The sequence below is a fragment of the Mesobacillus zeae genome, assembly GCF_003570705.1.
Classification (GTDB): domain Bacteria; phylum Bacillota; class Bacilli; order Bacillales; family Cytobacillaceae; genus Mesobacillus_C; species Mesobacillus_C zeae.
Window position 1 is genome coordinate 166,035 of sequence record NZ_QWVT01000015.1, and the last position, 17,480, is coordinate 183,514.

Here is a 17,480-nt window from a genome sequence, read left to right on the forward strand (position 1 = left end):
GTTTGCCCTCGAAAGAAGGTGAGAATTTGGAACTGTTTAAGTTATGGGGAACGGTTGCACTGCGTGATGAGGAAGCGAGACGCGGGCTAGATAACATTGATAAAAAAGCAGAGGGAACAAGTAGTAAAATCGGTGGTTTCTTTGGTAAGGCCGGGTCATTAATGGGAAGTGCGGTGGTAGCTGGGGCTACAGCGGCCGGAGCTGGACTGGTGACACTAACGGGCATCATCGGTAAAGTCGGGATTGACTACAATTCGATGATAGAAAACAGCCAAGTAGCATGGACCACACTCTTAGGCACACAAGGAAAAGCTAAGGATATGTTGAAAGAGATTGCGACATTCGCCAAGACGACTCAATTTGAGACGGAACAAGTCGATATGATGGCAAAGTACATGCACAATGCCGGACTCGAAGGCAAAGCCTTATTTGACGAATTAACCAAGGTTGCTGATGTATCCGGTGCATTCAACATTCCTGCTGCAGAAGCTCAGGAATTAACCCGTCAAATGTCACAAGTGCGCCAAGCAGGGTTAGCCTATACCGAGGATTTAAACGTGCTACAGGACCGTGGTATCCCGATTTACAAAGCGATATCGGACCAATTAGGCATAACTGTCGCTGATGTAAAGAAAATGGCTAGTGAAGGGAAATTGACTTCTGATATATATCTAAAATCATTTGATAATATCGCTAAAGGTGTGGAAGGGTCATCTGAAAAACAAAGTAAAACCTTTACTGGTATGATTTCCACACTTAAAGATAACTTGAAGATGATTAGTGGAGAACTGACAAAAGGCGCTTTCGAAAAGATGAAAGGCGTGCTCGAAGATGTCATGCCTGTTTTAGATAAATTTCTTTCCAATTTGAAAGACGGTGGTTTAAAAGGTGCAATTGCTGGTCTTTTCCCTCCTGGGATGGCTGATAACATCAAGGGGTTTACGGACGGTGTTAGCGGGGCATTTGGTGCAGTAAAAAACGGCATACAAGAATATAAGGACTTTGTCAAGAGTGCATTCTCTGGTGACGGGAACGTTGGTGAGTCATTTAGCAAGATATTTAAATCCATCAAAGATGTTGCACTGCCAATTTTAAAAGATGCAATTGACTTTGTGAAAGAAAAATTCGGGGAACTGAAAGCCTTTTGGGATGAAAACGGTGCTCAGATTGTCGAAGCTGTACAAAATGCATGGAGTATGATCGCATCAATCATCAGTTTTTTTATGCCGGCTATCCAATTGGTCATACAAACAGTTTTGGAGAATATCAAAGGGATTATATCCGGAGCGCTTGACATCATAATGGGGGTTATCAAAATATTCACCGGGTTATTTACTGGTGATTTTTCTTTGATGTGGGAAGGAATAAAACAATTATTCTCTGGAGCGTTTGAATTTTTATGGAATTTATTCAATCTCTTGATGATTGGCAAGTTCCTTGGTGGTATCAAATCCTTTATATCTTCGGGTATTAGCTCATTCAGGTCGTTCGTTGATGACATCGTAAACATGTTTAAGGGTTGGGGAGATAACATTATATCCACTTTTAACAATTTGCGGTCAAAAGGAACTGGCATTTGGAACTCCATGATTTCTGCAGTTAAGAATACAATGGGCCCATTTGTTTCCAACATCAAAACTCGATTTGGTGAAGTGCTGGACAATGCACTGTCAATCTTCAGAAAAGTGAAAGATGCGATCATGAACCCGGTTAGGACTGCAAAGAATGCCGTTAAGGGATTTGTCGAAGAAATCAAAGGATTTTTTAGAAATATGAAATTGAAACTCCCTGACATAAAAATGCCACACTTCAAGGTTAAAAACTGGTCAATGAATCCAAAGGACTGGCTTAAAGCAATGCCGTCTCTTGGTGTAGACTGGTATGCGACAGGTACAAACTTCGCACCCGGCGGATTGACAATGGTCGGTGAGCGTGGCCCAGAACTAGTGCGCCTGCCGAGAGGTTCAAAGGTTGATACAACCAGTGAAACAAAGCAAATGATGGGTAATACAATCAATTTCGAAGGCATGATGAGCGGAGCGACATTCATCGTCAGAGAAGAAGTGGATATCAAGAAAATCGCTCAAGAGTTACGTGATTTAACAGTAAAAGCAGCAAGGAGCAAAGGGGTGGTGATGGTATGATAACACTTGACGAATATGCACCAAGTCATTTCGGATTGCTGTTTTTGAAAGACCATTACCACCCAATGACCCCTGAAATGAGAGAAAAGGCAATGACTATCCCTGGCATGGACGGGCAATGGGATTTTGGCTCTGAATGGGGTTCACGACAATTTAAGCTGCCGTTTGCAATGATTGAATATGACAGATACGAGCTACAACGCAAATTACGTGCGCTTGTGGCTTTTTTATTGGATCCGTATGGTAAGCCAAGAACAATAAAGCTTACGTTTGATTACGAGCCAGATAAGTTTTATGAAGTTAAACTTGATGGGAAGATTGACATCAAAAGGATGATGGACACAGGACAATTTGATTTGTCTTTTGTTGCTCACAAACCTTACGCAAAATTCTTGGTCAGTGCTGATGAAATCGCAGTCGATTCCGACATACCTGTCATGAGTGACTTTACAATCGGAGCGGAGTACGAATTTACCACTAATGGAGAGCAGACAATTACAGTTATTAATGACGGTAGTATCGCTGTTCGCCCAACAATGTTTATCAGCTCACTGCACAGTGCTGTAACGGTTTCGGCAAACGGCAAGGCATTTACACTAAATGAGTCAGCAAACATCGTAGAAGTTAACGGAGAGTTTTACACGGTCAAGGTAAACGGAGTTAATTCATTATCGCTGATGACTGGTGATTTTATTGAATTGCTACCGGGTGAAAATAACGTGACCATCACAGGAACAAGCGTGAATATATCGTTTAAATTTTACAGTCAATATATATAGATGGGAGGGGCGTATATGGTTACGTTTTTTAAGCGAAATGATACAAACGACCGTATTGAGTATATGCCGACTACATCAAACGGATTGCCGGAAGATTTAACAGGCGCAACAGCAAAGTTTGTCATGACTTCAGGTGACAAGACGTATATCAATGCAGATGCTGATATCATTGGCGATTCTCTTGTATACGTGTTTAATGCTGCTGATTCACTTTATGTCGGAAATTATGTCGGTGAATTTCATGTCACGTTAGCGGATGGAACGATACGACACTATCCACGGAAGGGATTTCTAAGCATTGTTATAGAACGAACACTTGACCCTATGAGCGAAACACAGGCTGAGGAAGCGATTGCTTTAAATGTATCGCTTATCGAGGATTTTAAAGCGGATATTAACACGCAAGTTGCGACAATGAGAATGGCGGCAACAGATGCACAGGCAGCAACAATAACAGCTAACGCAGCGGCATCGCATGCACAGACCCAAGGGGATTATGCGAAGAGCGAAGCAGATAGATTGGTTGGTACTGATGTAAGTGTACTCGATAATAAAATCGGCGCGCTAAGCAATTTACAGACGATAAACAAAGATAGTGTGGTTGCGGCGGTCAATGAGACTACTGCACAGTTGGCTGAAAAGGCGACAAAAGATGAAGTTAGTAATATTTCTCTTAATATTGATGGCGTTAATAAAAAGCTAAGCGGTATTAAGTTTTCAGATTTGCAGGAGCCCATTTATTTCGCACACCGAGGTGCCAAAAATATCTTCCCGGAATCAAGTCAAGAGGCTTATCGCGGGTGTGTAAACATGGGCTTAAGTGTAATCGAAATGGACGTTAGGCAAGCAACGGACGGAACTTTAATTGTACATCATGATGATACGATGGAACGGACAACAAACAAAACGGGGTCAATCGACTATTACTCAGCGATGGGATTTAAAAGCGCTGTAATAGACTTGTTGCCTGGATGGGCAGGGACGCCTGTATTGTTCGAGGACTTGTTACGCGAGTTCGGCAACAAGGTTGTATATGCTCCGGAAATAAAAGGCGCGGGCATCAATACAAAACTCGTTGATACGATGATCAAATACAATCTGCAAGACAATGTAATTATTCAATCATTCAGTGCGCCTGATTTAACTTATGCAATCAGCAAAAAAATTCCGGTTATCTATCTTAAAGCAAGTGACGATGTGACCCCGGCTACTATCTTAGGATGGGGGATTAAGCATGTCGGACTATCGACTACTTTGCCAGATTCCTATGTCACTAGCTGTATAAACGCTGGTTTAAAGGTTTACATGTATACAGTAAACAGGCGGTACGAACACACGAAATACTTAAACATGGGTGTACACGGCTTTTTCTCGGACGATCCATTATGGGTAAAAGGCGCTTCTCCTGTACTCGAATGGGATTCGTTTCGTGACCAGGTGTTTTCACACGGCATGTTTCAACCTCCTGTCGATGGTAACGGAGTATTAGGGGGCAATCGCGGCGAGTTTGTCAGCCCGAATAAATTTGGTTGGACAGATGGCGGAACACTACGAGATTTCTGTATGCAAGGATGGGCAGGAGAGTTAAGTTCGGCATTTACACTTTCAGCAAAAATGAATCTTGTTAGTTCTGTGAGCAGTGTTCGGTGGGGCAGCATCGTCTTTTGTACACCGAACGATTACTTCGATGACCAAAATACCAGCGGCAATACATCAAGTGGGTATAACTTGTTAATTCGCGAAAGTGGCTCAATCGAATTATTTCTTCGCAACGGTAGCACAGCAACACAGTTAGGCACTTCTCTTGCAACAACGGCTATTGCAGCTGGTCAGCAGGTTTCAATAAAGATTCAAGCAACAGCGACTCAAATTATTATCACGCGAACAGACACAGGGCACACTATGACAATTAATGATACAACGTTCCGGAAAGGATATCTTCATTTAGGCAGAAATTACAGTGGGGTTACGTTTGAAAATATCAATATTGTAAGGCAAGGTGGTTAATCATTACGTCGGTTGGAGAATATCGCGACATAAATAGCAACACATAAACGGATGCCATCAGGTGTCCTTTTTATTTTGGAGGTGACACAATGAGCAACAAATTAATACCTTTAGAAAAATGGAAAACAGCCTATATAAAAGTGAATCAAGCGATAGACGATTCAGTGGATGCTGTTGTCAAAGCAAATAAGGCGGCAAAAGATTCTACGGATGCTGTCACGAAAGCGAACAGCGTTCAAACGCAATTAGATACCATCGTTGTAGAAGGCGACTCATCAGTCGAAGCAGCACAGGCAAGGGTCGATTACACAGGTCAGGCATTCACGACATTAAAAGCCTTACTTGACAACTACTTACCTATGGCAGCAGATAGTAAAGCAGAACTACCTGGGTTGTTATCTGCAAAAGACAAAGTTAATCGGGGCTGGATAGATGTGCGCGAATATGGCGCTAAAGGGGATGGAGTGACTCTTGACGCAGATGCCATTCAGAACGCACTAAATAAAAAAGGCACAATTTACGTACCTGATGGCGTTTATCTAATAGATAAAACACTCATAATTACAAGTGACACAACGTTATTAATGCACCCAAAAGCGGTGCTAAAGCGCCAAAACAACGCAGTTTACGCTGTTTTAACAAACGGTAAATCAACTGATTTATTCACCGGATACAATGGAAACGGAAATATAAAAATCATCGGCGGAACTATCGAGTTGGATGGCGCAGCAATGCCGACAACTTGCAACGGAATTTCGTTCGGGCATGGGAAGAATATCGAGATTGCTGATGTGGTTATAAAGAACGTATACAACGGTCACCATATCGAAATGAACTCATCTAAAAACGTGCGTATACACGGATCAAGATTCGAAGGTTTCACGCATAATGGCACACGAGCGTTTAGTGAGGCGGTTCAAATTGACTTAGCAAAGAGTTATGATGTATTTCCATTATTCGGGGCATACGACAAAACACCTTGCGAAAATGTAACCGTTGAAAACTGCTATTTCAATAATGTTGGCCGCGGTGTAGGAACACACGTAACTGATGTTGGCGTGTTTCATGACTTCATTGTTGTTAGAAATAATGTCTTTGATACTACTTTAGATTTTGCTGTGAATGCATTAATTTTCAGAAAAGCGGTTATTTCCGGTAATAAAATGCTTGCTGTAACAGGCGGGGTGAAACTGGACGGCGCTTATGAATGCACAATCACGGATAATCATATTAAACAAAGTACAGGTAATGGCATTGAATCATCATACTCGAGCCAAAGTATTATTAAAGGAAACAATATAACAGGCGGAGCAACAAATGGAATCACAATCTTTAACAACGGTTATTCAATAATCGTCACAAACAATTATATTTATAATAATGCCGGCCATGGAGTTAACGTTGAACATCCAGACGTAATAATCAGTGACTGTATTGTTAAGGGTAATGGGTCGCATGGGATTTATGTTCATGATACAAAAGATGTAAGAATATCAAGCTGCCAGATACATTTGAACAACAGACATGGGGTGCAGATTGCTTCAAATGCAACTAACATAACAGTCAGTGATTGCTTTATTGCTTCAAATAACCAATCTAATGACGGAAGTCATAATGTTATCATTGTCACTAACTCTGATGCAAACAGGATAGTCAATAATGTTATAAGAGCAGGGACTCAAACGAATAAACCAGTGAGCGGTATATATGTAGGTTCAGGTTGTGACAATAATGTGATAATAATGAATGACCTTAAATTATCAGGTTCTACATCTAATTTGAATGATTTAAGTGGTAATTCTATCACATCTACAAACAATCTCGTTGCCTAAACAGTATATTCACCCTCTTCTTGTTTTGATAATATAAAAAGCAAGGAGGGGGCAACTATGAACAGATTGACAGTTGGTATCTTAGGGTCATGTGCAACGAGAGATAACTTTAATTCCTTGTTCAATGAAACCTACCAGGAAAAATATGAATGCACCATATTTCAAATGCAAAGCTCTGTTATTTCCGTCATGTCAGAACCAGTGAGATACAACGAAAATAAAATTGATAACCTTAAACATGAGTATTACAAAAAGGATATTGAAGCGGAATTTAAAAAAGATATTCTCGATAGGTTGGTGGAGAAGAATCCGGACATTCTAATCCTGGACTTCTTTGCTGATGTTTATTTTGGTGTTTTTAAATTAGGAAATTCTTTTGTTACGCATAACACTTGGAAACTTCCTGCCACTACGTTTTACAAAGAGTTGGGGTCGATTGAAAAAATAAATGGAATCGACCATAAACAGCAGTTTCTTCAAATATGGAAAGAGAGCGCAAATCGACTTATGGAATTTCTGATGAACCTTTTGCCTAATGCAAAAATCATTCTTAATAAAGCTCGATTTGTTGATTTTTATATCGATGGCGAAGAAGTAAAACGATTAAGCGAATCGGGAAGAATGTACTCTGTAGACGTTGATAAATATAACAACCTGTGGAATACGTTAGATGATCACATTCTAAGTCGTTATCATATTGACAGCATTCCTTTTCCAGATTCACAGTTTGCTGATTTCCATCATCCTTGGGGCCCTTTTTATGTACACTATACCAAAAAATATTACAGGAGCTTCTTTGAAAATTTACAGGTAATTAATAGTTAGGTTGTGATATTTTGATTAAAATACTAAATCAACAACGACAACTTGTTGCTATCCTTGAAAATGCTTTTAAAATCGGCTATGAAAAAGGATTTAATGATATATGGACATGTAAATTTTCGCTGCCGTTGAACGATCCGAAAAACGCAGAATGCAAGCCGTTGTATTATGTGGAGTTATGGGATCACGATGAATATATTGGCTTGTTTAGGATATCACCAGCAAACACAATCAAAAGCGAAAGTACAAATGAAATCACATACGAATGTGAGCACGTTCTAGCTAGTCTGCTAGATGACGTGCTCTTTTTATATCATCAAAAGGATAACTGGACAACAACACAGAATTTGAATTACATCCTAAGCAGCCAGACTGAACAGCGCTGGAAGCTTGGTACGGTTGAGATTACCCGGTATTTTAGCTACAAGTGGGAAAATGAAAATCTATTGTCTGCTTTGTTCAGCGTGCCGAAGCCATTTGACCAGCAATATCAGTGGACATGGGACACACAAAGTTATCCTTGGACGTTGAATTTAGTCAAGCCGGAGACAAAAGTCACTTGTGAAGCGAGATACGGAAAGAATCAGCGCGGCATCGAAAAGGACGAAGATCCAACTGTTGTGTTTAACCGTATTTACGCGCTTGGATACGGTGAGGGCATTAATCAACTTAATATCAAAAAAGTAAATGGTGGCATCCCGTATGTACAGGATACTGACTCGATCGCTAAGTATGGTGTTAGGGCCTATATATTTGTGGATAGACGTTTTGAAAATGCGGACACACTGAAAGCAAATGTAGAAGGTTTGTTAGCAAAGTGGAAAACACCAAAAGTCACATACAAAGGATCTGCGGCTGATATTGCACTAATCACCGGAGAAGATTCAGACAAGCTGAAAATGGGCCGTATAATCCGATGGGTAGATGATGAAATCGGAACATTCGAAGCGAGAATAGTAAAAGAGTCTAAAGGTGATATCAAGGGGAATCCGGGAGACGTACAGCTGGAAATCGCCAACAAAACCGAGGATTTAGGCACAACTACGGCTGACTTGGAACGTAGACAGCAGATAAATGAGTTGTATGCGCAGGGTGCTACAAATATAGACTCTTATACCTTTAATGACAACGTTGATTCAAGTTATCCGGCAATCATCGAATTTCCCTTTCCTGATGATATGTTAAATGTAAATGAATCGATTCTTAGAATTAAAACTTCTAAATTTCGTTCATATAGCAGGGCTGTTAAAGCAGGTGGTAAAGCCATAAGTCAATCTACAACATCTGCTGGTGGCGGAGTAGTTAAAAGTTCAACTACAGCAGCAGGAGGAGAAACAACTTTTACAAGCGGATTTGCTAATCCCGGCTTTTTCTTATATACGTCTATTCATCTTCCGAATCAGACATATGATCCTCATATTCACGCTGTTGAAGTAACCGATCAACTAAATCATGCTCATCCAGTCACTACAAAAGCGCATAGCCATCCTTTTCAAATCCAATTAGATGAACACACACACGGTATGGAAATTAGCATACCTGACCATGTGCATCCAATTGACTATGGCATTTGGGAATATGATCAACTTCCATCTAAATTGGCTGTGAAAGTTGACGGTAATTTGGTGAGTTTTGACTCGTTGGAAGGGGAAATTAATATCATTCCATTCCTTAGAAAGGATTCGGAAGGGAGAGTTACGAGGGATTATCACACAATTGAAGTTAAACCTGATGACTTAGCAAGAGTAAGCTTGATAGTAAGGAATAGATTTTTTATTCAAAGTAGAAGTGGCGGAAATTTTTAGAATGTATTTCGTGTATTAAATTTTGAAACTCTTTGTTAATATATTCGTATATGGATATATTGGGAAGGGGAGTCAATATGAAAAAGCCACTAATAGGACTTGTTGGAGTGCTTTTGGCTGGAGGAGTGATCGGTTTGAGTGCTTTAGCTTATGATGCCAACACTAAAGAAAATGCGGAGGAAGCTAATGTAGAATCTAAAACAGATGACGCAAATTCACAGTCAAATTTAGAGTCAGAACCCCCTGCACCACCTACTGAAAGAACAGTTGATACAGGAGGAGAATACCCGTGGAACTTCCTGGGTGTTAAAGCTCAGAAAGATGCCGTGTATAGCGGAGGGCAAGTGTATCTTATGAGTGATGCTCCTGCATTAGAAGAACAAGCTCTAGGTTATTTAAACAACCCTGTAGGGGATCCGGAGAATATTGTCGAGAATTATGTGGCCTTCGGTGATCAATTAGCTTTACTGGTAGCAGATTTACAGGATTTTTACCCTGATGATAAAGACTATTTTTTAGCAATATCACAGGCAGCTGATGCTTTAAAGTCGAATAATCCAGATGTAGCAAAAGATAAAATTGAGGAAGCTAAATTATTAAGGTAGTGGATTACGATTAAATATATGAATTAGAAGAACTCATTCGTGGGTTCTTTTTTTGTTGTTATAAATGGATAAGGTGGGGAGACAAATGGAGTCAGAACGCATGATGGATCCGTGGAAATCAGGTGTGCAGAATGATATAGAAAATTTAAAAAATGATATCAGGCGGCTGCAAGACAAACAACTTTTACAAGATCAAACCATACAAGGCATTAAAGATGCGCTCACAGAAATCAAGGATGATACTAAATGGCTTAAACGGACAATCACTAATGCTTTGATTTCAACGGCTGTGATTGCTCTTGTTGGTGGCGGGATAGCGATAGTAATTGATGTTTTTAAAGGAGGAATTTAATCATGATTAACTGGAAAGTCAGGTTTAAAAACCCATCATTCATAGCACAGCTCGTGTTATCAATTTTTGTACCTATACTCGGATACTTCGGGCTTACAGCACAGGATCTCACAACTTGGGGTTATGTTTTTGATTTGTTGATGAAAGCAGTCTCTAACCCTTATGTAGTCGGTACGATTATTGTCAGTGTTTATAATGCAGTCAATGACCCTACTACAAAAGGTTTTTCTGATAGCCAACGAGCCAAAAATTACAAAAATCCACAATAAGTCGTCCACCCGGGCGGCTTTTTATTATGAGGAGGAATTAAAATGATTAAACCTAAGCTGAATCTTGTATCTCCAAACAAACACAATATCAAATGTCCTAATGCTATGGATCCCGAATCAATCACAATCCACAACACTTATAATGATGCTTCAGCAGAAAATGAAGTAAAATACATGACCAGCAACAACAACGAGGTTTCTTTCCATTTCGCTATTGATGATAAAGAGGTCGTGCAAGGTATTCCGTTAAACCGTAACGCTTGGGCAGCTGGTGACGGAAACGGACCAGGCAACCGAAAAAGCATTCACATTGAAATTTGTTACAGCAAGTCTGGCGGTACGCGATATTATCAAGCGGAAGGACTTACGGTGCAGTTTGTGGCGCAACTACTAAAAGAACGTGGCTGGGGTGTTGAGCGTGTTAAAAAGCATCAAGATTGGAGCGGCAAAAATTGCCCACATCGAATACTTGCGGAGGGTAGATGGGACAGCTTTAAAAATGCTGTTGCTATCGAACTTAAAAAATTAAACTCAATTAAAGTCAAACCAAAACCGTCCAATAAGCCAACTGGTGGCTTGTATAAAGTCCAAGTTGGTGCATTTAAAGACAAGAAAAATGCAGAAGCACAGGCAGCAAAGTTAAAGGCTGCGGGATTCCAAGCATTTGTAACCAAATAAAAATAAAGCCCTGTTCACAGCAGGGCTTTCACTTTTTCTGTTATATCCTGATCTCCATCATAAATGACTCTGATCAATCCTTCGTAGTAAACATCACGCCGTATCTGCCGGATCCACTCTGCAGCAACTTCTTCTGGCAATCGCCCTTTCAACTGAAACTTCCCTGCTTACAACACTTCCCCAGCTGGAGAGTTGTATTTAATCCTGATTGTCGCGCTCATTTTTTCACCTTCTGTTTGGACTACGCCATCAACTCTTTTCGTAACCTCTGCATTCGGAAACAACTTTTTCGTAATCATAATCGTCTATAAAAATCTCTTTCACTTCACTATTAGAGTGCCAACAATATTCCATACACCCATTGTCTAAATCACAATCATGTTCAAAATATTTACAATCACTGCAAATGCTTCCATCATTGATTCGCATTTTTTTCACATCCTATATGTCACAGTATAAGTCTAATCTTCATATAAATCTCCAACTTCCACACCCAACACCTTCGCCAAACGATACGCCTTATCTATCCTCGGGAATGTTCTTCCCCGTTCATAATCGCTCAATTGCTGCTGAGAAATTTTTGCTTCTTTCGCTACATATATCTGCATGAGTCCTTTGCTGACTCTGATATCTTTAATTCTCGGTTTCATTCCTTCAAACTCCTTAATGCCTAAGATACCATTAATATTCACCATCCCCTTTGTTTATTCCTCCTATATCCATTATATCAAATATTTATGTATTTGTATCAAGAAAACGTGATAAAACAAGCAATTTTTACATCTTTGCTGTATACACTGAACCATACAAAGAAGGGAGGAATGACATGGATCCGTTTACGTTTGGCATTGTCGCTACTGGAATATTCGGAGGATCTCTGGTTGCTTTCGGACTGTTAGAAGATGTTGTACAGATAAACGAAACCATGGTCCGTCTTGTCCTCGAAACATGCAAATATGGCGGTATCTTGTACTTGTTAAAAGTCCTGTACAGTAGCTTCTTCATGTAGTTCATTCTACTTTGTCGTGTTCCATCTGGTTTATAGCTGTATTTCTCCTTGTCCCATTTTCTTCTCTTTTTCTCAGACTGAAATATTTCATATTTCTTTTTCCTGCAACTTCGCAGAAAAAAACAGGAGGTGCAAAATGCTCGAATGGCTTGCCATCCCTGCCCTTGCAATGGGTGCAGCGTTTATCCCGAAAAAGCCTGTTTCCGATGAAGTGAAGATACAACGAATATTTGAAAACACAAATACATGTATCAAGTTTGGAGACAGCCTACAACACCCGAAATTACGCACGAAGAAGAATGGCGATGGTTATGTATCCTATTTTTACAGCGTGCCGTTAGGACTTGGAGAAAGCAATATACAAAGCGTACTTCCGGCCATAAAAGACGGACTAAATAAAGAAGCGGAAATGGAGTTAGATGGATTTCTCAAACTTACTGTTTATGAGACTAAACTATCTAACTGGACATACGATGACAAATTGATTCGACCTGGCACGTGGGAGGTTCCAGTCGGCGTGTCTTATCAAGGAATCCTGTACCACGACTTTGACAAGTTGCCACATATGTTGATGGGCGGCGCGACAAGGTTTGGAAAGACAGTCTGCTTGAAGGCCATCTTTAACACGCTTCTGCTCAATAATCCGGACGATGCAGAATTTTATATTTTGGATATGAAAGCCGGATTGGAGTTTTATAAATTTTCTGGGCTGCCACAAGTTAAAGTCGCTTGTGATGTGTACGAAGCGGCTGAAATGCTCAATGAGATTGTCGAACAGTTAAAAGGGGACGAAAAAATGTTTAGATCACGAGGATGGAATAATATCGTGGATACGCCCATTAAGAAGCGGAAGTTTGTAATCGTGGACGAAGGTGCAGAGCTGTCGCCGAGAATCATTGGTGGCAGCAAGAAGAAATATGCGGAATACAGCCAATCGGCATTGAGTGAAATCAGCCGGATCGGCGGGGGAATCGGGCTGAGACTTATTTACTGTACGCAATATCCGACCAAGGAAAGCGTGAGTATGTCGGTAAAAATGAACATCGTGAGCCGAATTTCCTTCCTAGTTCCGGAAGCCATCGGAAGCAAAGTCTTGTTAGATGAATACGGAGCAGAGAAGCTACCAGCCATACCAGGAAGGGCCATATACAAAGTAGAGAAAAAACACTTTATCCAAGTCCCATACATCAATGACAAGATGATATTTCAAATGATGGGGGAAAGACTCGATGAAAATGGAAAGAATCGAACAGTTGTTAATGACCATAGACAAGCTGGGAGTGGCGAAGATCAAACACCTACTACGCATACATGATTTAAAGAGCTATCGCAATGCTTGCAGGGTTGTGCGGCAATTAGAGCCATATACACATCAGTCCTACTTCGACCGGGAGAAAATCATCTATTTGAACAAAGAAGGAAGGGCGCTGATCGGGAGCACGAAAGAGGTGAAGAAGTCACCATTAATCCAACACAGCCTATTACGAAACGATGCTTTTGTACATTTTAACTGCCCGATGAATTGGCGAACAGAGCACACGCTAGAAGTCGCACATAAGCCGTTGTCTGAGTTTGAAATCATGATTAAGGGGTTAACACTCAAAAGTAAAAAGGTGGTTGCAGATGCCGTTTTTGAGCGAAATGGATACATGCATATTATAGAAATAGATAACACTCGGAATATGATAGACAACAAAAAGAAGATTGAAGCATATAGAGAGATATTGCCGAGTTTGAAAGTGCCAATACTTTATTTTTTTACTGTTAATGAAGGAAGAAAAAAGAAGCTGCAGGAATGGCTGTACGGGATTCGTCATGAAATCCTGACATTTGAGGAGATACGATAAATTATATTTGCATTGATTTATTTCCTAAAGTAATATTATAACAACAACTGAATAAATATAACGACTGTATCGGTTGAGATACGGTCGCCTTCGGGGTCGGGTGTAATTCCCAACCGGCGGTGATGAAGCAGAATATGCTTCTTAGTCCGTGACCCGGTTAACGCATGTTAAACGGTGGATCTGGTGAAACTCCAGAGCCGACAGTTAAAGTCTGGATGGGAGAAGGAAAAAAATTAAACTGGGATTGACAGGGGCAAAATAGCCTTTTGTTATCCTCTGATTTAATATTGTCTTTTTTTAGGCCCCGATGGAAGTTTTCCTTCTTCGGGGTCTTTTTATTTTTACATAGAAAAGGGGGGTCATTATGCAGGACCGGGATTATATGCAGTTGGCAATCGACATGGCCAGAAGCGCATTAGGACAGACATCACCTAATCCAGCGGTTGGTGCTGTTGTTGTCAAAAACGGCCAGGTTACCGGGCTTGGGGCTCATTTAAGGGCCGGCGAACCGCACGCTGAAGTGCATGCTCTCAAAATGGCTGGAGAAAAAGCAAATGGAGGAGTTCTTTACGTCACGCTGGAGCCCTGCAGCCATTATGGAAAAACACCTCCTTGTGCTGATCTTGTAATGAAATCAGGCATCCGGAAAGTGTTTGTTGCTTCTACTGACCCGAATCCCCTTGTCTGCGGCAAAGGCATTGCCAGGCTGAAAGAAGCCGGAATCGAAGTGCAAACGGGTCTTCTTGAAGAAGAGGCGAATAAGATCAATGAAGTCTTTTTCCATCATATCAAGACAGGGCTTCCTTTTGTCACACTAAAAACAGCGATGACGTTTGACGGGAAAATTTCGACTGCTTCAGGAGAAAGCAAGTGGATCACAGGCTCTGAGGCACGGGCGGATGTGCAGCAACTGAGGCACCGTCATGATGCCATTATGGTTGGCATCGGGACCGTGATTCAGGATAATCCAAGCCTGACCGCAAGGATCCCTGGAGGCGGGAAAAACCCAATTAGGATCATTCTTGACTCTAAACTCCTTATCCCGCTTACATCCCGTCTCCTAAATGACAAAGAGGCGTCTGTATGGGTAATTGCTGGCAGAGCACACGACAGAGAGAAAGCAAGTGATCTAAGGGGCCTCGGGGCGGAAGTGATTGAAATGGAAGGGAGCAGACCTGCGGTTATTCCCCTGTTAAAAGAATTAAGCCGTCGAGGAATCACTTCGCTTTTTGTAGAAGGAGGTGCAGAAGTCCACGGGAGCTTTTTAAAAGAGCAGGCATTCCAGCAAATCATTGCTTACATGGCACCAAAGCTTTTCGGAGGCAGAGATGCCCGAACAGCATTCGGAGGAGAAGGAATTTCGAGAATGGCAGATGCAGCTATGGTTGAGTTTACAGATATCAGCAAGGTTGGCAGTGATATCAGAATTACGGCTAAACCGGCACGGAGGTGAAACACGATGTTTACAGGGATCATTGAAGAAATAGGAAAAGTTGCTTTCATCAAAAATACGGGAGATGCCTACCAGCTCTCCATCCTAGCAAAAAAAGTTGTGTCAGATATTCAGCTTGGTGACAGCATTGCTGTGAACGGTGTCTGCCTAACAGCAGCAAGCTTAAGCAGTAATGGTTTTACGGCCGACGTTATGCCAGAAACACTCAAAGCGACGAATATGGGGAAATTGAAACCTGGCTCCTCCGTCAACCTTGAACGGGCCATAGCAGCTGGCGGACGTTTCGGTGGGCATTTTGTTTCAGGGCATGTCGATGGTACGGGCAAAATCATCAGAAAACAACAGCTTGGTAATGCAGTTCAGTACGAAATCGGAACCAGTGAAGAAATGATGGAAGGACTGATTGTAAAAGGCTCTGTGGCAGTAGACGGTACAAGCCTGACTGTTTTTGAAGTATCGCAGGGCAGTTTCACATTGTCGCTCATTCCGCATACACTTACGGGCACCATCCTTGGAGAAAAAGAGTGCGGAGACCCTGTCAATATTGAAAGCGACATGATTGGCAAGTATGTAGGCCACTTTATAAAAGGAATGAAATGTTCTAACAAGACATCCATCAGCGAGGCGTTTTTGCAGGAAAACGGATTTATGTAGAAGGAGGACTGGCCATGTTTAATACGATTGAAGAAGCAATCGACGATTTGAAAGCTGGAAAAATAGTCATCGTTTGCGATGATGAGGACCGTGAAAATGAAGGGGATTTTATCGCACTTGCTGAGAAGGCCACATCTGAGGTCATCAATTTTATGGTCACTCATGGCAGGGGTCTTGTCTGCGTCCCAGTGGATGAAGAGATTGCCAGCAGGCTCGAACTTGATTATATGACAAGCCACAACACGGACCCGCATGGCACTGCCTTCACGGTTAGTGTCGACCATAAAAGCTCGACGACAGGGATTTCTGCATTGGAACGGAGCCAGACCGTCAAGGAACTCATCCGGCCGGACTCTAAGCCTGTCGATTTCAAAAGGCCTGGCCACATTTTCCCGTTGATCAGCAAAAGGGGCGGGGTTTTAAGAAGGGCAGGGCATACAGAAGCAGCTGTCGATCTGGCAAAGCTCGCCGGTGCCGCTCCCGCCGGCGTGATTTGCGAAATTATGAACGAAGATGGATCGATGGCACGTGTGCCGCAGCTGAGGGAAATTGCAGACAGGTTTAATATCAAAATGATCACCATCAAGGATTTGATCAGCTACCGGCACCTCAGGGAAAAACTTGTCAGAAGAGAAGTGGAAATATCGCTTCCGACAGAATACGGAAATTTTAAGGCAATTGGCTATTCGAACGTCCTTGATGGCAAGGAGCATGTTGCACTGGTAAAAGGTGATATCGAAAAAGACTCAGATATATTGGTTCGTGTTCATTCAGAATGCCTTACCGGTGACGTGTTCGGCTCCTGCAGATGCGACTGCGGCCCGCAGCTCCATGCTGCATTGATTCAAATAGAGGAAGCTGGCAGCGGTGTGCTTTTATATATGCGGCAGGAAGGCCGGGGAATCGGACTCCTGAATAAAATGAGAGCTTATAAATTGCAGGAAGAAGGCTATGATACGGTTGAAGCGAATGAAAAGCTTGGTTTTGCCGCAGACTTGCGGGATTACGGAGTCGGAGCGCAAATTCTCCGTGATCTCGGGATTTCAAGGATGAGGCTTCTGACGAATAATCCAAGGAAAATAAACGGTCTTGCCGGTTACGGGCTGGAAGTAACAGAGCGCGTGCCGATCCAGATGGATTTCAATAAAGATAACGAAAGTTATTTAAAAACAAAAAAAAATAAACTTGGGCATTTGTTCACATTTTAAAACAGGAGGAATCAGT

18 protein-coding genes and 1 riboswitch are annotated in these 17,480 nt (G+C 41.6%); of the genes, 16 read left to right on the forward strand and 2 right to left on the reverse strand.

Translation table 11 applies throughout. From position 1 onward, the window contains the following. Nucleotides 1-26: 26 nt before the first annotated feature. The 10 genes from D1970_RS08975 (at nucleotide 27) to D1970_RS09020 (ending at nucleotide 11,293) form a co-directional block, all read left to right on the forward strand. Nucleotides 27-2,144 carry a tape measure protein gene (locus D1970_RS08975; protein ID WP_119112529.1) on the forward strand — a complete coding sequence of 706 codons (2,118 nt, stop codon included), beginning with the start codon at nucleotides 27-29 and terminating at the stop codon, nucleotides 2,142-2,144. After that, entirely contained in the window at nucleotides 2,141-2,923 is a 783-nt protein-coding gene (locus D1970_RS08980) for a distal tail protein Dit (RefSeq protein ID WP_119112530.1), read from the forward strand. Before D1970_RS08975 ends, D1970_RS08980 begins: the two co-directional genes overlap by 4 nt. 15 nt (nucleotides 2,924-2,938) lie before the next feature. Continuing rightward, nucleotides 2,939-4,930, forward strand: coding sequence for a glycerophosphodiester phosphodiesterase (locus D1970_RS08985; protein WP_181213246.1), 1,992 nt, complete (start codon nucleotides 2,939-2,941; stop codon nucleotides 4,928-4,930). An 89-nt stretch (nucleotides 4,931-5,019) separates the two neighbouring features. Further along, nucleotides 5,020-6,762 carry a right-handed parallel beta-helix repeat-containing protein gene (locus tag D1970_RS08990; RefSeq protein WP_119112532.1) on the forward strand — a complete coding sequence of 581 codons (1,743 nt, stop codon included), beginning with the start codon at nucleotides 5,020-5,022 and terminating at the stop codon, nucleotides 6,760-6,762. A 57-nt stretch (nucleotides 6,763-6,819) separates the two neighbouring features. Beyond that, nucleotides 6,820-7,587 carry a DUF6270 domain-containing protein gene (locus tag D1970_RS08995; protein WP_119112533.1) on the forward strand — a complete coding sequence of 256 codons (768 nt, stop codon included), beginning with the start codon at nucleotides 6,820-6,822 and terminating at the stop codon, nucleotides 7,585-7,587. A gap of 11 nt (nucleotides 7,588-7,598) precedes the next feature. After that, nucleotides 7,599-9,389, forward strand: a complete 1,791-nt coding sequence (locus D1970_RS09000) for a phage tail spike protein (protein WP_119112534.1) — start codon at nucleotides 7,599-7,601, stop codon at nucleotides 9,387-9,389. Between the two features lie 77 nt (nucleotides 9,390-9,466). Further along, nucleotides 9,467-9,994 (forward strand): hypothetical protein, encoded by a 528-nt coding sequence (locus D1970_RS09005; protein WP_119112535.1) that lies wholly within the window; start codon nucleotides 9,467-9,469, stop codon nucleotides 9,992-9,994. A gap of 85 nt (nucleotides 9,995-10,079) precedes the next feature. Beyond that, nucleotides 10,080-10,346, forward strand: a complete 267-nt coding sequence (locus D1970_RS09010) for a hemolysin XhlA family protein (protein WP_246370041.1) — start codon at nucleotides 10,080-10,082, stop codon at nucleotides 10,344-10,346. A gap of 2 nt (nucleotides 10,347-10,348) precedes the next feature. Further along, a complete protein-coding gene (locus D1970_RS09015) occupies nucleotides 10,349-10,615 on the forward strand; it encodes a phage holin (RefSeq protein ID WP_119112536.1) in 267 nt (88 codons plus the stop codon). Between the two features lie 42 nt (nucleotides 10,616-10,657). Beyond that, on the forward strand, nucleotides 10,658-11,293 hold the full coding sequence (locus tag D1970_RS09020) for an N-acetylmuramoyl-L-alanine amidase (protein WP_119112537.1): 636 nt from the start codon (nucleotides 10,658-10,660) through the stop codon (nucleotides 11,291-11,293). 14 nt (nucleotides 11,294-11,307) lie between these two features. On the opposite strand, the gene D1970_RS22325 is transcribed toward D1970_RS09020, so the two are convergent. Both D1970_RS22325 and D1970_RS09025 read right to left on the reverse strand, forming a co-directional pair. After that, entirely contained in the window at nucleotides 11,308-11,445 is a 138-nt protein-coding gene (locus D1970_RS22325) for a hypothetical protein (protein ID WP_181213247.1), read from the reverse strand. A gap of 309 nt (nucleotides 11,446-11,754) precedes the next feature. After that, nucleotides 11,755-11,943, reverse strand: coding sequence for a helix-turn-helix transcriptional regulator (locus D1970_RS09025; protein WP_119112748.1), 189 nt, complete (start codon nucleotides 11,941-11,943; stop codon nucleotides 11,755-11,757). Between the two features lie 176 nt (nucleotides 11,944-12,119). On the opposite strand from D1970_RS09025, the gene D1970_RS09030 reads away from it, so the two are divergent. From D1970_RS09030 to D1970_RS09055, 6 genes are all read left to right on the forward strand, one after another. Beyond that, nucleotides 12,120-12,302 carry a hypothetical protein gene (locus tag D1970_RS09030; protein WP_119112538.1) on the forward strand — a complete coding sequence of 61 codons (183 nt, stop codon included), beginning with the start codon at nucleotides 12,120-12,122 and terminating at the stop codon, nucleotides 12,300-12,302. A gap of 136 nt (nucleotides 12,303-12,438) precedes the next feature. After that, nucleotides 12,439-13,617 (forward strand): FtsK/SpoIIIE domain-containing protein, encoded by a 1,179-nt coding sequence (locus tag D1970_RS09035; protein WP_119112539.1) that lies wholly within the window; start codon nucleotides 12,439-12,441, stop codon nucleotides 13,615-13,617. 91 nt (nucleotides 13,618-13,708) lie between these two features. Next, a complete protein-coding gene (locus D1970_RS09040; protein WP_119112540.1) occupies nucleotides 13,709-14,149 on the forward strand; it encodes a hypothetical protein in 441 nt (146 codons plus the stop codon). An 82-nt stretch (nucleotides 14,150-14,231) separates the two neighbouring features. Further along, nucleotides 14,232-14,380, forward strand: a riboswitch (FMN riboswitch). A 133-nt stretch (nucleotides 14,381-14,513) separates the two neighbouring features. After that, nucleotides 14,514-15,602 carry a bifunctional diaminohydroxyphosphoribosylaminopyrimidine deaminase/5-amino-6-(5-phosphoribosylamino)uracil reductase RibD gene (gene ribD, locus D1970_RS09045; RefSeq protein WP_119112541.1) on the forward strand — a complete coding sequence of 363 codons (1,089 nt, stop codon included), beginning with the start codon at nucleotides 14,514-14,516 and terminating at the stop codon, nucleotides 15,600-15,602. Nucleotides 15,603-15,608: 6 nt separating this feature from the next. Then, the gene (gene ribE, locus D1970_RS09050; RefSeq protein ID WP_119112542.1) at nucleotides 15,609-16,256 is read left to right on the forward strand and encodes a riboflavin synthase; all 648 of its coding nucleotides are present in this window, start codon (nucleotides 15,609-15,611) and stop codon (nucleotides 16,254-16,256) included. 14 nt (nucleotides 16,257-16,270) lie between these two features. Then, nucleotides 16,271-17,464, forward strand: a complete 1,194-nt coding sequence (locus tag D1970_RS09055; RefSeq protein WP_119112543.1) for a bifunctional 3,4-dihydroxy-2-butanone-4-phosphate synthase/GTP cyclohydrolase II — start codon at nucleotides 16,271-16,273, stop codon at nucleotides 17,462-17,464. The last annotated feature ends 16 nt before the right edge of the window (nucleotides 17,465-17,480 follow it).

Excerpts from the sequence above, each read along its gene's own strand:
- ribE (WP_119112542.1), top strand. The coding sequence starts at position 15,609 with ATGTTTACAGGGATCATTGAAGAAATAGGAAAAGTTGCTTTCATCAAA.
- D1970_RS08995 (WP_119112533.1), top strand. The coding sequence starts at position 6,820 with ATGAACAGATTGACAGTTGGTATCTTAGGGTCATGTGCAACGAGAGAT.
- D1970_RS08990 (WP_119112532.1), top strand. The coding sequence starts at position 5,020 with ATGAGCAACAAATTAATACCTTTAGAAAAATGGAAAACAGCCTATATA.
- D1970_RS08985 (WP_181213246.1), top strand. The coding sequence starts at position 2,939 with ATGGTTACGTTTTTTAAGCGAAATGATACAAACGACCGTATTGAGTAT.
- D1970_RS09035 (WP_119112539.1), top strand. The coding sequence starts at position 12,439 with ATGCTCGAATGGCTTGCCATCCCTGCCCTTGCAATGGGTGCAGCGTTT.
- ribD (WP_119112541.1), top strand. The coding sequence starts at position 14,514 with ATGCAGGACCGGGATTATATGCAGTTGGCAATCGACATGGCCAGAAGC.
- D1970_RS09055 (WP_119112543.1), top strand. The coding sequence starts at position 16,271 with ATGTTTAATACGATTGAAGAAGCAATCGACGATTTGAAAGCTGGAAAA.
- D1970_RS08980 (WP_119112530.1), top strand. The coding sequence starts at position 2,141 with ATGATAACACTTGACGAATATGCACCAAGTCATTTCGGATTGCTGTTT.
- D1970_RS09005 (WP_119112535.1), top strand. The coding sequence starts at position 9,467 with ATGAAAAAGCCACTAATAGGACTTGTTGGAGTGCTTTTGGCTGGAGGA.
- D1970_RS09025 (WP_119112748.1), bottom strand. The coding sequence starts at position 11,943 with ATGAAACCGAGAATTAAAGATATCAGAGTCAGCAAAGGACTCATGCAG.
- D1970_RS09015 (WP_119112536.1), top strand. The coding sequence starts at position 10,349 with ATGATTAACTGGAAAGTCAGGTTTAAAAACCCATCATTCATAGCACAG.
- D1970_RS09030 (WP_119112538.1), top strand. The coding sequence starts at position 12,120 with ATGGATCCGTTTACGTTTGGCATTGTCGCTACTGGAATATTCGGAGGA.
- D1970_RS09010 (WP_246370041.1), top strand. The coding sequence starts at position 10,080 with ATGGAGTCAGAACGCATGATGGATCCGTGGAAATCAGGTGTGCAGAAT.
- D1970_RS09020 (WP_119112537.1), top strand. The coding sequence starts at position 10,658 with ATGATTAAACCTAAGCTGAATCTTGTATCTCCAAACAAACACAATATC.